The 15,748-nt window shown below is 47.9% G+C and carries 14 protein-coding genes; all 14 read left to right on the top strand.

The genetic code is table 11. The annotated features are described in order from the left end of the window. Window positions 1-96: 96 nt before the first annotated feature. The 14 genes from OH459_RS21150 to OH459_RS21085 all read left to right on the top strand — a co-directional run bounded on the left by OH459_RS21150 (window position 97) and on the right by OH459_RS21085 (window position 15,720). On the top strand, window positions 97-1,341 hold the full coding sequence (locus OH459_RS21150; RefSeq protein WP_269988579.1) for a thiolase family protein: 1,245 nt from the start codon (window positions 97-99) through the stop codon (window positions 1,339-1,341). A 3-nt stretch (window positions 1,342-1,344) separates the two neighbouring features. Further along, on the top strand, window positions 1,345-2,838 hold the full coding sequence (locus tag OH459_RS21145; protein ID WP_269988577.1) for a CoA-acylating methylmalonate-semialdehyde dehydrogenase: 1,494 nt from the start codon (window positions 1,345-1,347) through the stop codon (window positions 2,836-2,838). Between the two features lie 17 nt (window positions 2,839-2,855). Next, window positions 2,856-4,010: an acyl-CoA dehydrogenase family protein gene (locus OH459_RS21140; protein ID WP_269988575.1), complete on the top strand. Its 1,155-nt coding sequence runs from the start codon at window positions 2,856-2,858 to the stop codon at window positions 4,008-4,010. Between the two features lie 69 nt (window positions 4,011-4,079). Further along, on the top strand, window positions 4,080-4,868 hold the full coding sequence (locus tag OH459_RS21135; RefSeq protein ID WP_256892200.1) for an enoyl-CoA hydratase: 789 nt from the start codon (window positions 4,080-4,082) through the stop codon (window positions 4,866-4,868). Between the two features lie 8 nt (window positions 4,869-4,876). After that, window positions 4,877-6,001: an enoyl-CoA hydratase/isomerase family protein gene (locus OH459_RS21130; protein ID WP_269988572.1), complete on the top strand. Its 1,125-nt coding sequence runs from the start codon at window positions 4,877-4,879 to the stop codon at window positions 5,999-6,001. A gap of 11 nt (window positions 6,002-6,012) precedes the next feature. Further along, window positions 6,013-6,918 (top strand): 3-hydroxyisobutyrate dehydrogenase, encoded by a 906-nt coding sequence (gene mmsB, locus OH459_RS21125; RefSeq protein ID WP_005451602.1) that lies wholly within the window; start codon window positions 6,013-6,015, stop codon window positions 6,916-6,918. Window positions 6,919-6,977: 59 nt separating this feature from the next. Beyond that, on the top strand, window positions 6,978-7,736 hold the full coding sequence (locus OH459_RS21120; RefSeq protein WP_269988569.1) for an SDR family oxidoreductase: 759 nt from the start codon (window positions 6,978-6,980) through the stop codon (window positions 7,734-7,736). Window positions 7,737-8,649: 913 nt separating this feature from the next. Further along, a complete protein-coding gene (gene cyoA / locus OH459_RS21115; RefSeq protein ID WP_078609229.1) occupies window positions 8,650-9,531 on the top strand; it encodes a ubiquinol oxidase subunit II in 882 nt (293 codons plus the stop codon). A 5-nt stretch (window positions 9,532-9,536) separates the two neighbouring features. Continuing rightward, the gene (gene cyoB / locus OH459_RS21110; protein ID WP_269988566.1) at window positions 9,537-11,573 is read left to right on the top strand and encodes a cytochrome o ubiquinol oxidase subunit I; all 2,037 of its coding nucleotides are present in this window, start codon (window positions 9,537-9,539) and stop codon (window positions 11,571-11,573) included. Beyond that, complete coding sequence (cyoC, locus tag OH459_RS21105; protein ID WP_005451611.1) at window positions 11,563-12,162, top strand: cytochrome o ubiquinol oxidase subunit III; 600 nt, start codon at window positions 11,563-11,565, stop codon at window positions 12,160-12,162. The genes cyoB and cyoC overlap by 11 nt, the downstream gene beginning before the upstream one ends. Further along, complete coding sequence (cyoD, locus tag OH459_RS21100; protein WP_005443825.1) at window positions 12,162-12,473, top strand: cytochrome o ubiquinol oxidase subunit IV; 312 nt, start codon at window positions 12,162-12,164, stop codon at window positions 12,471-12,473. Before cyoC ends, cyoD begins: the two co-directional genes overlap by 1 nt. Before the next feature lie 8 nt (window positions 12,474-12,481). Beyond that, window positions 12,482-13,354 (top strand): heme o synthase, encoded by an 873-nt coding sequence (gene cyoE, locus OH459_RS21095; RefSeq protein WP_269988564.1) that lies wholly within the window; start codon window positions 12,482-12,484, stop codon window positions 13,352-13,354. A gap of 547 nt (window positions 13,355-13,901) precedes the next feature. Beyond that, on the top strand, window positions 13,902-14,996 hold the full coding sequence (locus OH459_RS21090; protein ID WP_269988562.1) for an NADH:flavin oxidoreductase: 1,095 nt from the start codon (window positions 13,902-13,904) through the stop codon (window positions 14,994-14,996). A gap of 184 nt (window positions 14,997-15,180) precedes the next feature. Beyond that, entirely contained in the window at window positions 15,181-15,720 is a 540-nt protein-coding gene (locus tag OH459_RS21085) for a phosphatase PAP2 family protein (RefSeq protein ID WP_009701640.1), read from the top strand. The last annotated feature ends 28 nt before the right edge of the window (window positions 15,721-15,748 follow it).

Below are 15,748 nucleotides of genomic sequence, written 5' to 3'. Positions count from 1 at the left end.
GCTGGAGTGACACCACATTCTGTGTGAAAGCTCCGTGGTAGCAGGTGTGAGGGATGAGTTCGTGAACTGTGAATTATCGTCAGAAGGGACGAGATCATGGGAAACGACATCTGGATTGTCAGTGCAAAGCGAACGCCAATCGGGCGCTTTCAAGGTCAGTTACAAGGTTATTCAGCGCCTCAATTAGGGGCATTTGCTATCAAAGCGGCAATGGATGCGAGTGGTGTTAGCGAAGTCGACGAAGTCTACATGGGCTGCGTATTACCTGCGGGGTGCGGACAAGCACCAGCCAGACAAGCAGCGCTAGGTGCAGATCTTCCACTGACGACAGGCTGTACCACTGTCAATAAAGTGTGTGGCTCTGGCATGAAAAGCGTCATGTTAGCTCACGATCTTATCAAAGCGGGCAGCATTCGCAGTGCCGTCGCTGGTGGTATGGAAAGCATGACCAATGCGCCGTATCTGCTTAAAGAAGCGCGTAACGGCATGCGAATGGGTCACCAATCTACTCACGACCATATGTTTCTCGACGGTCTTCAAGATGCGTATGAAGGGCATTTGATGGGAGTCTATGCGCAGCAGACGGCTGACCGTTCGGAGTTTACTCGTGAACAAATGGATGAATGGGCAATCCTATCTGCGACAAGAGCGTTGGAAGCGCAAGAGCAGTATCTGTTTAACGATGAAATCTCACCGATAGAAATCACGACTCGCCATGGCGCTTCAACATTGGATTACGACGAGCATCCTCGCTCCATCAAGCTCGACAAGATCCCTCAACTCAAACCCGCGTTCGATAAAAACGGCTCGGTGACGGCTGCAAACTCAAGTGCGATATCCGATGGTGCTGCAGCCTTGGTGTTAATGGACTCGCAGGTGGCACAGCATCAAGGTTTAACGCCATTAGCAATCATCAAAGGGCACTCAACCCACGCCAGAAAGCCCGCCGAATTTACCCTCGCGCCTGTCTTTGCAATAGAGCAGTTGTTATCTCAACTCGATTGGTCAGTGGACGAGGTCGATCTTTGGGAGATCAACGAAGCTTTCGCCGTTGTCACGCAAATCGCGGTACGCCAGTTAGGCATCGATAAAGACAAAGTAAACATCAAAGGCGGTGCGTGTGCGCTTGGGCATCCAATTGGCGCAAGCGGAGCTCGTATTTTAGTGACCCTCATTCATAGCCTACGCCAACTGCAATCGCTTGGTGTAGATGGCGACAACAACAATAAAAAAGTGATGCGCGGTGTTGCATCACTGTGTATCGGTGGTGGTGAAGCCACTGCCATTGGTATCGAGATACCGCTTTCATTCCAATTACGACAAACGTTAACAAAGGACTAGATTATGACTCGCACGGTTCCCTTATTCATCGATGGTGAGTTTCGTGAATCTCAAGCAACGGATTGGGTAGAAGTGACAAACCCAGCCACAAATGACGTGATTGCGCGCTTGCCATGCGCAACGGATGAAGAGATGCACGCGGCAATTGAGAGTGCAAAAGCCACCTTTACCTGTTGGAAAGATGTCGCAGTTTCGGAGCGTGCACGCTTAATGCTGCGCTACCAACATCTACTGAAAGAACATCATGATGAGCTGGCGACGCTGCTGTCTCACGAGACGGGTAAGATCTTTGCGGATGCAAAAGGGGATGTGTGGCGTGGTATCGAAGTCGTCGAGCAAGCTGCCAATATTGCCAGCAACATGATGGGAGAAACCGTCGAGAACGTTGCGACCTATATCGACAGCTATTCGCTGATTCAACCACTTGGAGTGTGCTGCGGTATTACGCCGTTTAACTTCCCTGCCATGATCCCTTTGTGGATGTTCCCAATTGCGATTGCGAGCGGGAATACTTTTGTTCTCAAACCTTCTGAACAAGTGCCTCTCACGTCAATTCGCTTGGCTGAGCTGTTCGAAGAAGCGGGTGCGCCAAAAGGTGTTCTGCAAATCGTGCACGGTCGTAAAGAGCAAGTCGACTTGTTGCTGAAACATCCCGATATCCAAGCCGTTTCTTTCGTTGGTTCTGTACCCGTAGCGCAATACATTTACACCACAAGCACACAGAACTTCAAACGTGTTCAAGCCTTTGCTGGCGCGAAAAACCACATGGTAGTAATGCCAGATGCAAACAAAAACCAAGTGGTGAACAACTTAGTTGGCTCTTCGGTTGGTGCGGCAGGGCAACGTTGCATGGCGATATCTGTTGCTGTGTTTGTAGGTAGTTCGAAAGAGTGGATTGCCGACCTAAAGCAAGAGATGGCGAAAGTGCACCCTGGCGCTTGGGATGACGAGAATGCCGCGTACGGTCCTTTGATCAGCGCACAAGCAAAACAGCGTGTGCTCGGTTTGATTGAAGAAGGCAAACAACAAGGTGCGGTGTGTGAACTTGATGGTAGCCAATGTGAAGTGGGAGGCTTCCCTGAAGGTAACTGGATTGGTCCTACTTTATTCAGCGGCGTCACCACCGAGATGTCGATTTATACCCAAGAAATCTTCGGACCTGTTTTGGTGTGTATTGAGGTCGACACGTTACAAGAAGCGATAGATCTGGTGAATCGCAACCCATACGGCAACGGCACTTCCATCTTCACTGCGAATGGTGCGGCGGCGAGAAAGTATCAACATGAGATTCAAGTCGGTCAGGTAGGTGTAAACGTGCCGATTCCAGTGCCTTTGCCATTCTTCTCGTTTACTGGGTGGCGCGGCAGCTTCTATGGAGATTTGCACGCCTACGGCAAACAAGCGGTGCGCTTCTACACCGAGACCAAAACTGTGACGGCTCGTTGGTTTGATGACGATATCCCAACCGGTCCAAACCTCACCATTAACTTGCGCTAACGAAGTAAGGAGCTCATATGGATTTTGAACTCAACGAAGATCAACGTATGTTTGCCGACACGGCTCAGCAGTTTGCGGCAGAACGTTTAGCGCCAATGGCAGCAGAGTGGGATGAAAAACAAATCTTCCCCAAAGACATCCTACGAGAGGCAGGAGAACTCGGTTTCTTGAGCCTCTACACCCCAGAAGAACAAGGCGGTTTGGGCTTAAGCCGGTTAGATGCGTCTATCATTTTCGAGCAACTTTCTATGGGGTGCACATCGACCACCGCATTTATGACCATTCACAACATGGTGACTTGGATGGTCGCGAGCTTTGCGACCGATGAAGTAAAAGACGCATTCTGCCCAAAACTCATTACGGGTGAGTTTCTCGGATCTTATTGCTTAACTGAACCAAACGCAGGTTCGGACGCGGCGTCTCTGACGACTTCTGCGACTAAGCAAGGTGATAACTACATTCTCAACGGCGGCAAAACCTTTATCTCTGGCGCAGGCGATACTGACGTTTTAGTTGTGATGGCGAGAACCGGCGATGCGGGCGCGAAAGGTGTATCTGCATTTGTTGTCCCCGCCGATGCAGATGGCATTAGCTACGGACGTAAAGAGCCGAAAATGGGCTGGAACAGTCAGCCAACACGCGCGGTGACTTTCGATAGTGTTTCTATTCCTGCCTCACATTTGCTCGGTGAAGAGGGACAAGGGTTTGTGTTCGCCATGAAAGGTTTGGATGGTGGACGCATCAACATTGCTACTTGTTCTGTCGGTACGGCTCAGCAAGCGTTGAATCAAGCGGCGAAGTACATGCAAGAACGTAAACAGTTCGGCAAATCATTAGCTCAATTCCAAGCATTGCAATTCAAACTGGCAGACATGGCAACCGAGCTTGTCGCTGCCCGCCAACTGGTGCGGTACGCCGCCAGCAAGTTAGACCGAGGTGACCCAGACGCCACGACTTATTGTGCCATGGCAAAACGCTTTGCAACCGATGTCGGCTTTCAAGTCTGTGACCAAGCGCTACAGCTTTACGGCGGCTATGGCTACATCAAAGAATACCCGATGGAGCGTTATTTCCGTGATGTTCGAGTGCACCAGATTTTGGAAGGCACCAACGAGATCATGCGGTTGATCATCGCGCGTCGATTGCTCGCAGAAGAGTCCGCATTGCTATAAGTGCAGCCGACAAGCTCTGCTTTTATTCATAAAGCTCAGGTCATTTTCATCAAGAAAGGATTCAGAGATATGTCACTAACAGAACAACAAGCGATTCAACATACCATCAGCAATCATGTTGCGGTGGTGACCATGAACAACCCGCCTGCTAATACATGGACGTCACAAAGCTTAACCGCATTGAAAGAGCTAGTGCTAGCGCTAAACGACAACAAAGACGTTTACGCTCTAGTGCTCACTGGGAATGGAGAGAAGTTTTTCTCTGCAGGTGCTGACCTCAAGTTGTTTGCCGATGGCGATAAAGCGGTGGCGTTAGAGATGGCGCGTATCTTTGGTGAAGCCTTTGAAACGCTGTCTGCATTTCGAGGGGTTTCTATCGCTGCCATCAACGGCTACGCCATGGGAGGTGGATTAGAAGTCGCATTGGCGTGTGATATTCGTGTGGTGGAAGAGCAAGCCGTGCTGGCACTACCAGAGGCGAAAGTCGGATTACTGCCTTGTGCTGGTGGTACGCAAAACCTAACCGCATTGGTCGGTGAAGGTTGGGCGAAACGCATCATATTGTGCGGTGAACAAGTCGGTGCAGCACAAGCGAGAGAACTTGGCTTAGCGGAAGAAGTGGTGGAAAAAGGTGGAGCGCTTAATAAAGCAATTGAGCTTGCAGAATCGGTTGCCAATCAATCGCCTTCTTCGGTAACCGCATGTAAAGCGCTTATCCAAAACATGCGCTCAGCGCCACTCAGACATGGTCTGATTAAAGAGCGAGAACTGTTTCTAAACTTATTCGATACCGAAGATCAAACCGAGGGGGTTCGTGCCTTCTTAGAGAAACGTAAACCCAACTGGAAGAATCAATAGGAGGTCGCATGACAGGGAAAGTAACCATTAGCGAAATAGATTGCTTAGACGGCGTGCACCGAATTGGTATCGCGACGTTAGACAACACGGCTTCTTTGAATGCGTTGACTTACGACATGTTGGCAGAGCTCTACGACCAACTTATCGAATGGCAAGATGACCCTGATTTGGTGTGTGTCATCCTCAACGGGGCGGGTGAAAAAGCGTTTTGTGCAGGGGGCGATGTACGAACCATGTACCACGTCATGCACGACAAAAGCAAAGAAGAGACTGCCGAGTTCTGTTCTAACTACTTCTCGCTCGAATACGAATGCGATTACCTGATTCATACCTACCAAAAGCCAATCATTGGTTGGGGAGAGGGCATTGTGATGGGCGGTGGCATGGGCTTATTTATGGGCACCAGCCATAGAGTCGTCACGCCTAAATCTCGTCTCGCGATGCCAGAGATCAATATCGGACTTTACCCGGACGTGGGTGGTACTTGGTTCTTAAGCCAAATCGACCCAGAGGTAGGTTTGTTCCTTGGGTTAACCGGTGCAATGGTGAATTCAAGTGACGCTGTCACTATCGGTTTGGCAGAATGGTTGCTTCTGGAAGAGCAATATCCGGAACTGTTAGAAGAGCTGAAACAAGTCGATTGGAGCTCTGCCGATGCCAAATCACTTGTTAGTGCGTTACTTCAATTGATGGAAGATCAAGTCATCGACAGTAAGCCGACAACACAGATTTGCCCTTATCTTGACCAAATTAAAGAAGCCTGCAAAGGCTATGACCTAAATCAGATTGCCCAACGTATTCAAGCAATGGAAGGCGAGACTCAATGGCTTGAGAACGCACAAAAATCGTTTGCTGCGGGCAGTCCGATCACCGCACATATCTGTTTTAGACAAGTCAAAGAGTACCACCGTTTGTCATTGGCGGATTGTTTCCGTCTAGAGCTAACCTTGTCAGTTCGTAGCGCATTACTCGGTGAGTTTGAAGAGGGCGTGCGCTCTCGATTAGTTGATAAAGATGGCAATCCAAAATGGATGTTTAACAGCGTCAGTGAAGTCGATGAAAGCGTCATCGACACCTTGTTCACTTCTCTTTGGTCAGAAGAGGAACATCCACTTGCACAGCTAGGAAAATAAGGAGAAACAACATGAGTACCATTGCATTTATTGGCTTGGGCAACATGGGCAGTCCAATGGCACAAAACCTATTGGCGTCAGGGTTTCATGTGCAAGTGTTCGATGTGGATGTGAACGCGGCGAAGCAACTTGAACCGTTTGGCGCAGTGGTTGCCAGTACGTTAGAAGAAGCCGTGGATGGCGCAGGAACGGTCATCACCATGCTACCAGCAGGTGCACACGTGCGCGCGGTGTACTTAGGGGATTTACACGGTGGTGTCGGTCTACTCAACATTGTGCAGGACAACGCATTGCTGATTGACTGCTCGACCATTGATCCAGATTCTGCTCGCTTGGTGGCGAACGAAGCGCAAAACAAACGATTGTTGTTTGTCGACTCTCCCGTCTCCGGTGGTGTAGCAGGTGCAAAAGCAGCAACGCTGACCTTTATTGTTGGTGGCTCGGACGAAGCATTCTCCAAAGCCAATGCGATCTTGCAATACATGGGTAAGAACGTGTTCCACGCTGGTAAAGCGGGCGACGGTCAGATGGCAAAAATCTGTAATAACCTGATGTTGGGTATCTTGATGTCAGGAACCTGCGAGGCGCTCAATCTCGGCATTGACCATGGTCTCGACCCGAAAGTCTTATCCAATATCATGCTGCAAAGCTCTGGTCGAAACTGGGCGCTGGAGCTTTATAACCCATGCCCAGGGGTGATGGACTCTGCGCCAGCGAGTAATCAATACAATCCCGGCTTTATGAGCAAGTTGATGCTCAAAGATCTCGGCTTAGGCTTGGATGCGGCGCTGCAAACCAACTCTTCTGTTCCGATGGGCTCTTTGGCTCGTAATCTTTATGCATTCCATAACGCAGCAGGTCATGCAGAACTCGACTTTTCAAGCTTGTTTGAATTCTACAAGAACCAAAAGGGTTAAAAGAGAGATTCCCTATCAGGCGTTTAAGCATGGAAGTTATCCAGTAATGGAGTACAGATATGGATTTAAAAAACAGTGTCATTGCAATCACAGGTGCGGGGCAAGGACTAGGACAGATGATGGCGGTCAGCCTTGCTCAAGCGGGCGCGGATTTAGCATTGCTTGATGTTAACGAAACGGGACTGCTGTATACCCAAGAACAATGCCGCATGCTCAGTGCCAAAGCATTGATCTATCGACTTGATGTCACCAATGAATCTGAAGTGGAGGATACCTTTAATGAGATTCTTCAAGATTTTGGACAGCTAAACGGCTTAGTTAATAACGCTGGCGTCTTGCGAGATGGATTGTTAGTCAAAGCCAAAGACGGCGAGATCACCAAGATGTCGCTTGAGCAGTTTAACCTAGTGATGAACGTCAACGTCACAGGTACCTTCTTGTGTGGTCGAGAAGCGGCAGTCAAAATGATCGAGAGTGGCTCGAAGGGCGCCATCATTAACATCTCTAGCGTGGCGAGAGCGGGCAATATTGGGCAAACCAATTACTCTGCCTCGAAAGCTGCCGTCGCAACCATGGCAACAACATGGGCAAGAGAACTCGCCAGATATGGCATTCGCTCTGCGGCTATTGCGCCCGGTGTCGTCAAAACGGCAATGGCAGATCAAATGAAACCAGAAGCCATAGACCGACTGCAAAAGATGATACCCGTCGGTAGGATGGGGGAGACGAGTGAGATTGCTCATGCCGTGAAATACATTCTTGAGAACGACTACTTCACAGGGCGAGTGCTCGAAGTAGATGGCGGAATGAGAATGTGAAGAAAGAGCCGATTACGGCTCTTTCTTGTTCTTGAGTGTCTCAATTTTGTGTGTGTAATAAGCATTTTGGAAGAATGCCATTCCGAACACGAAATAAAACAAACCAGTTTTAGTCGAGTCGTCTGCGTCAGACCAGAACCACACTGTAAAAGAAAAAATGATGACGTAATTAAACGTTATAATAAGAAGTTTGGACATGACCGTAATGCCTGATTTTTCACCGTAATCAAACAATAAACTCATCGTAAGCCCAACAAAGACTGTTAGCTTCCTAGCCTCGAATGAACTCACAAATTTAAATGTACAGAATGAAATGTTCTCAAGCTAAAGACGTCGCTACTTAGTGTTAAATTGAGTTAACAGTTCAGTGGGCGGTTTTCCCGTTACTCGCTAAAGCATAGATGCTATGAATGGCATGTTGTTATCAGTGATTGAAATTTGAAATGCCATGTAAATAGTATGTGAATTCATAACTATGATACTGGTCACGCTTTCCTTAATTCGCACTTTCTAATGTAGCTCACACTCTCGTGCCGAATACGCAACTGATTACTCTTCTCGTTTACATTGCTTAAGTTACTGTAAAGAAAAGAATATGCGCTGTAGTACGTTAATGTTGTGCACCTGTTTTGCTATTCCTATATCAATATAAGCTTTCATAAATGGAACGTTAGTTTCCATCTGTGGCTAATGAGCTTTCCTTTTTCCCTCCGCATAATGCGCTCGAATGTAACAATGTATTTCAAAGTGTAACAATAAACTCACGTTGTGAGTGTGGTTTTAACCATCAAGCAACTTGATACCTCCCACCAAGAAGTCCATTGCTGCACAAGCTCAACACAAAAATATTCTAATGACCAAGACAACCAATCGCAGGGCTTGCTCTGTTGTTGGCTAACCATCGAGAAAGTTAATGGAAGCTTCAAGATACAAACGCATCTTAGCGAGGATAAGTTTGGCAGGAACCATTCTTATGCTTTCAGGGTGTAACTCTGCTCTACTTGACCCGAAAGGTAGTATTGGCGTTCAGGAAAAAGAACTGATCATTACAGCGCTTTTACTGATGCTGATTGTCGTGATCCCCGTGATTTTAATGACAATCTATTTTGCTTACCGCTACCGAGAGTCGAATACTGGCGAGGAATACGCACCAGAGTGGGCGCACTCGACCAAGATCGAAGTGGTGGTGTGGACGATTCCAATCATCATCATTGCGATTCTGGCAACCATCACTTGGCGTTCTACTCACGAGTTAGAGCCGTCCAAGCCCATCGCAAGTGACGTCAAACCCATCACCATTGAGGTGGTGTCACTCGACTGGAAATGGCTATTCATTTACCCAGAAGAGAACATTGCGACAGTGAACTATGTGGCGTTTCCGAAAGATGTTCCGGTTCAGTTCAAGCTGACCTCAGACAACATCATGAACGCGTTCTTTATCCCGCGTCTCGGTACTCAGATTTACGCGATGCCAGGCATGGTGACCAAGTTGAATCTGATTGCGAACCACACAGGGGATTACAAAGGCTTTGCTTCTAACTACAGCGGTAAAGGTTTCTCGCAAATGAAATTTACCGCAGCAGCAATGGAAGATCGCACTGCATTCCTGAATTGGGTGCAACAAGTGAAAGCCAGCCCTGATCGAATCGAAGACTGGGAGCAATTCCGTGCGCTTGCATCACCAACGGTGGCGGAGCCTGTGAAGATGTTCTCTAGTATTCCACCATTTTTGTTCACCGACGTCGTGACCCAGCATCCGGGTTCAATGAACTGTTTGCCGGAAAATCTAGGATAATCGCAATGTTTGGAAGATTAACACTTGAATCAATCCCTTATCACGAGCCGATTATTGTCGTCACTCTAGCGGTGATCGCGATAGTTGGTTTAGCTGTCGTTGCGGCGATAACCAAAGCGGGTAAGTGGCAATACTTATGGAATGAATGGTTTACTTCGGTAGACCACAAAAAACTAGGCTTTATGTACATCGCCGTGGCAATGGTGATGTTGATTCGTGGCTTTGCTGATGCGGTCATGATGCGCAGCCAACAGCTGCTTTCTGCGGCAGGCGAGAGCGGTTATTTGCCACCACATCACTACGACCAAATCTTTACTGCCCATGGCGTAATCATGATTTTCTTCGTGGCAATGCCGTTGGTGATTGGTTTGATGAACATCATCGTACCGCTGCAAATTGGTGCGCGTGATGTGGCATTCCCTTACCTAAACAACCTAAGTTTCTGGCTGTTTGTTGTGGGCGTGATCCTCACTAACATGTCACTTGGCTTGGGTGAGTTTGGTCGTACTGGTTGGTTGGCATATCCGCCGCTGTCTGGTATTGAGGCAAGCCCCGGAGTTGGGGTGGATTATTGGATATGGGCGCTGCAAATATCCGGTGTCGGCACCACGCTGACGGGCGTGAACTTCTTTGCAACTATTTTGCGCATGCGTACGCCGTCTATGCCAATGATGAAGATGCCAGTGTTCACGTGGGCGTCCCTGTGTGCCAACATTCTAATCATCATTTCATTCCCAATCCTAACGGTAACCATCGCGCTACTGACGTTGGATCGCTACATCGGTACGCACTTCTTCACCAATGACCTTGGCGGCAACGTGATGATGTACGTCAACCTGATTTGGGCATGGGGTCACCCAGAAGTGTACATCCTGATCTTGCCTATTTTTGGTGTGTTCTCTGAGGTAACGGCAACCTTCTCACGCAAGAAGCTGTTCGGTTACACCTCGCTAGTATGGGCAACCATCGTAATTACGATTTTGGCGTTCGTCGTTTGGCTGCATCACTTCTTCACCATGGGCTCAGGTGCAAATGTGAATGCATTCTTCGGCATCGCCACCATGATTATCTCTATCCCTACCGGGGTGAAGATCTTCAACTGGCTATTCACCATGTACAAAGGGCGAATCCGCTTTACCACGCCGATGATGTGGACAGTTGGCTTCCTGATTACCTTCTCTGTAGGTGGTATGACGGGCGTACTAATGGCAGTACCAGGCGCAGACTTTGTTCTGCACAACTCAGTGTTCCTGATTGCGCACTTCCATAACGTAATCATCGGTGGTGTGGTATTCGGTTGTTTCGCAGCAATCACATACTGGTTCCCGAAAGCAACTGGCTTCACCATGAACGAAACATGGGGCAAACGTGCATTCATTTGCTGGATTGTCGGTTTCCTAATGGCGTTCCTACCGCTTTATGCACTGGGCTTTATGGGCATGACGCGTCGTCTAAGCCAAGACCTTAACCCAGAATACTTCCCATTGTTGGCGGTTGCCGCAGCGGGTACGGCAGTGATTGCGCTTGGCGTGGCTTGTCAGTTCATTCAAATCTACGTGAGTGTTCGTGACCGCGAGCAAAACCGTGACCTAACGGGTGACCCATGGGGCGGTCGTACCTTTGAGTGGGCGACGTCTTCACCACCGCCGTTCTACAACTTTGCACACCTACCAAAAGGCGATGAGCTAGACGCGTTTTGGTACCAAAAGCAGAGTGGCGAATTCGATCCAACCAAAGAAGTGGAATACGAACGCATTCACATGCCGAAGAACACACCAACAGGTATTTATGTGTCTGCATGGGCGTTGGTGTTTGGCTTCGCCATGATCTGGTACATCTGGTGGCTGGCAGCTGCGAGCTTTGTTGGCATCATCGTGACGTGTATCCAACACAGCTACAACGACGACGTGGATTACTACGTTGAAATAGAAGAAATCAAAGCGATTGAAGCGGAGCGTCGAGCTCAACTTGAAGAAGCGAAGAAAAACGAAGTGAAAGACAACGATAAGAAAGACGATCTGGAGGTGACCTATGCAAGCTAATGTTGCGGTTCACGACCACGATCATCACCATGATTCTGCAGGCATTAAGCTGTTTGGTTTCTGGATTTACCTAATGAGTGATTGTGTATTATTTGCGACTTTGTTCGCGACTTACGCAGTACTAGAAAGCGGCTCTATTGCGGGTCCAACCGGTAAAGACATTTTCGAACTGCCGTTCGTGTTTGTAGAAACCATGTTGCTGTTGTTCAGTAGTATCACGTTTGGCTTCGGCATGATTGCGATGAAGCGCAAAGACGTTGCAGGGTTAAAGCGTTGGTTAAAAGTGACCTTCTTACTTGGTGCCGGCTTTATCGGGATGGAAGTGTATGAGTTCCATCACCTGATTGTTGAAGGCTATGGTCCACAAGAAAGTGCATTTCTATCTGCGTTCTTCACTTTGGTTGGAACGCACGGTCTGCACGTAACCTTTGGTTTGATCTGGCTAGCCGTTTGCTACCACCAACTGTCAACCAAGGGCTTGAACGATAACATGTCGATGCGATTCCAGTGCTTGAGCTTGTTCTGGCACTTCCTAGACATCGTTTGGATTTGTGTATTCACCATCGTTTACTTATTGGGGGTTATGTAATGGAACAACATCTAGATACAGGTGCCTCTGATTACGTAAAAGGCTTTATTGCGTCTCTGATCCTGACCGTAATTCCTTTTTATTGTGTGTGGGCGCAAGTGCTGCCAGATACTGCAACTTATGCTGTGTTATTTGGTTGTGCGATTGTGCAGATCTTTGTGCACTTTAAGTACTTCCTGCACATGGAAGTGAAGACGTCAGAAGGTCAGTGGAACGTAGTGTCATTGATGTTTACCGCCATTGTTGTGTTGATTCTGATCGCTGGATCGATCTGGATCATCTACAACATGAACGTCAACATGAAGTTATAGGCTAGGGTATGCTGAAAAGTTATTTGTCTATTACCAAACCGGGCATCATTTTCGGCAACCTGATTTCTGTTGCGGCGGGGTTTTTCCTCGCCGCAAAATCAGAACCCGCTAGCTTTCTGTTGTTGCTAACAACGTTAGTTGGCGTCGGGCTTGTGATTGCATCAGGATGCGTGGTGAACAACATCTTCGACCGCGATATCGACCAAAAAATGAAGCGAACGCAAAACCGTGAATTGGTGATGGGAAACATCAACATCGACGCGGCATTTGTTTACGCTTTGGTATTGTTGCTTAATGGCACAGCGTTATTGTTCCAATTGGTGAATCCGCTCTCGGCTGTGGTTGTACTCTTGGGTTACGTGTTTTACGTCTTCTTCTACACCATGTGGTACAAGCGAAATTCGGTCTACGGCACTTTAGTCGGCAGCATTTCTGGCGCGGTTCCTCCGCTGGTGGGCTACCTTGCTGTGACGAACTACATCAGCTTAGAAGCGATCTTACTCTTCATCATGTTTTGCCTTTGGCAGATGCCGCACTCTTACGCGATTGCGATGTTCCGCATGCAAGATTACCGCGATGCAGGTATTCCTGTTCTTCCCGTTAAAGAGGGCATTACCAAAGCGCATCAACATATGAAGGCGTATGTGGTGGCTTTTGGTGTGGTCGCTATTGGGTTGTTTATGTTGGGTGAAGCCGGTTACGAGTATTTAGCGGTCTCGGCAGCGGTGTGCTTTATGTGGACACGGGTGACATTCCAAAAAGTGAATTACAACAACTACATTCAATGGTCCAAAGCGGTGTTTAAAGTGTCGTTATTGGTCGTAATGAGCATCAGCGGCGTGCTTGGCTTAGAGTTGATTCCACTGTCGTTTATTCATTAAAGGAAAGTAAATCTGAATTAACGATTGATGACATCAGTAGTTGTGATGAGTACAAAACCAATGAATGCGAAATCGGTGATCTATCTCACCAAACCTTAATCCAGATTAAAGTTTTGCCGCAGTTTCGGCGGTAAGGTTCGCGTCGCTCATCGCACTGAACAGAAATTCAGAGAAGGAACAGCCATGCTTTGTGTATCGCTGTTCCTTTTTCGTTCCTACTCGGTAGTGATCTATACCCAAGTAACCTCGAGATGCTTGCTTCAGCGAGAATGACTTGGTTCGTAGACGCGGCGGCGATTTGAAGATCTAGTTACTCTAAATCAATAATCGACAACAAAGTATACGAGCCAAGACCCTTACTATTTGCAAAGAGGGCCCTTCGGGAGCGTGTCATTAATTCGATCTCTGTGTCAAACAACTTGGAAAGAGCAGGCTATTCCGCTGCGTTGTTTTCCTTGATCTCGAATCAATGACAACGCTCTGAATCCTGCATCTTGAAGTCACTTGGGTATGTAGAACTAAAAGACAGATTTTAAGAGGACTGGACTTGAGCATTTTGTTTTCAGAAGCCCGCATTGGCAACATGACACTAAAGAACCGCTTTGTACGTAGTGCAACGTGGGAAAATATGGCAACGGAAGACGGTCACATGACCGAGAAGCTTTACAACATTTATGAAGAACTTGCCAAAGGTGAAGTGGGCCTGATCGTTACTGGCTACGCAAACATCGTAGAAGAAGAGAAGCCGAACGCAGGCATGATGGGGATCTACAACGACTCTTTCATCGATGAATACAAAAAGCTGACTGACCTTGTTCACGAACATGACGCTAAGATCGTCATGCAGATCGCTTACGGCGGTACAAAAACGACCTTCAACGTTGGCGAGCGTGTGATTTTTGCTCCAAGTGAAGTGCCAGAGCGCGGCACCAAAACGGAAGGCAAAGCGATGACTCAAGATGAGATCGACTACATCGTTAAAGCATTTGCGCTAGCGAGCAAGCGAGCACAAGATTCTGGCTTTGATGGTGTAGAAATCCACGCGGCGCACACGTACCTAATCAACCAGTTTTTGAGCCCATACTACAACCGTCGCGAAGACCAATACGGCGGTAGCCTTGAGAACCGTATGCGTTTCCTTATGGAAATCTATGCCGAAACACGCAAGTTAGTTGGTGATGATTTCCCAATTCTAGTGAAGCTGACAGCCACAGAATTCTTCGATGGCGGTTTGACGTTCGATGAAACGCGCATTGTTTGTAAGAAGCTAGAAGAAGTGGGCGTGGATGCGATCATTGTATCGGGTAACATTCATGGCAACGCAAGCACCATGGTAGGTGAATCGTTCGATGGTTACACGCTACAAGAAGAAGGCTACTTCCATGAATACGGTCAAGTGATCAGCCAAGATGTGAACGTACCGGTAATTACCGTAGGTGGCTTAAACGACTTCTGTGCGATTGAAGACTTGGCTGAAAACACCAAGATTCAATTCTTCGCGCTTTCTCGTCCGTTATTGGCAGAGCCACAATTGATCAAGCGCTGGAAAGACGGCAACCGCGCTGAAGTGGACTGTGAACGCTGCTCTAAGTGCCGCACCAAGCGCGGCAACTTCTGTGTGGTTTACAAGCGCAGAAAGTAAAACATCCGAAACGGGCAGTTTGTGTGTAACTGCCCGTTTTATGTCTCCGGTTACTCCCTTTAGTCCAGTCATTGATTCTCCTTTCACAAACAATTCACGCTTTAATTGTTACACTTTGCAGTCGAACAATCGCGAGAGCTGTGATAGTTTTCGCTCGCACTTTTAAATCTAATTGGTTGTATTAATGAAGAAAATTGTACGTTTGGTTGGCGTAGTCTCCACTCTTTGTGCCCAATCTACTTATGCCATGAGTGAGAAAGATTGGGACGTGTTGACCGATATTGGCGCGTATGGCTTGGTCGCAACGGCGGCGGCTGTTCCGGTATACAAAGGGGACTGGGACGGCTTTTGGCAAGCTGGCTTTAGTATTGGTGCTGCGTCTGGTGTTGGCTTAATTGGTAAAACCACCATTGATGCTGAGCGTCCAGATAAAAGTGGCAACGACAGTTTTCCTTCTAACCATACGGCTAATGCTTTTGCTTCGGCTACTACTCTTTATTTGCGTTATGGTTGGGAAGCAGGTTTACCTGCATACGGTGTTGCCACATTAGTCGGCTATGGCAGAGTAGAGGCGAAGAAACACTATTGGCGAGATGTGTTAGCTGGTGCTGCATTGGGCACATTGAGTGCTTACGTGTTTACAGATGCTTATGATGAGAATGTTCAACTCGTGCCTTGGGTGACAAGTGAAGATGTCGGTGTTTCAGTTACTTACCGCTGGTAATTTGAGACCCGATAAAAAAGCCTCGGCA

Source organism: Vibrio sp. MM46 (assembly GCF_027587135.1).
GTDB lineage: Bacteria > Pseudomonadota > Gammaproteobacteria > Enterobacterales > Vibrionaceae > Vibrio > Vibrio harveyi.
Note: the sequence above shows the minus strand (reverse complement) of the source record. Positions and strands in the feature narration are given on the sequence as shown.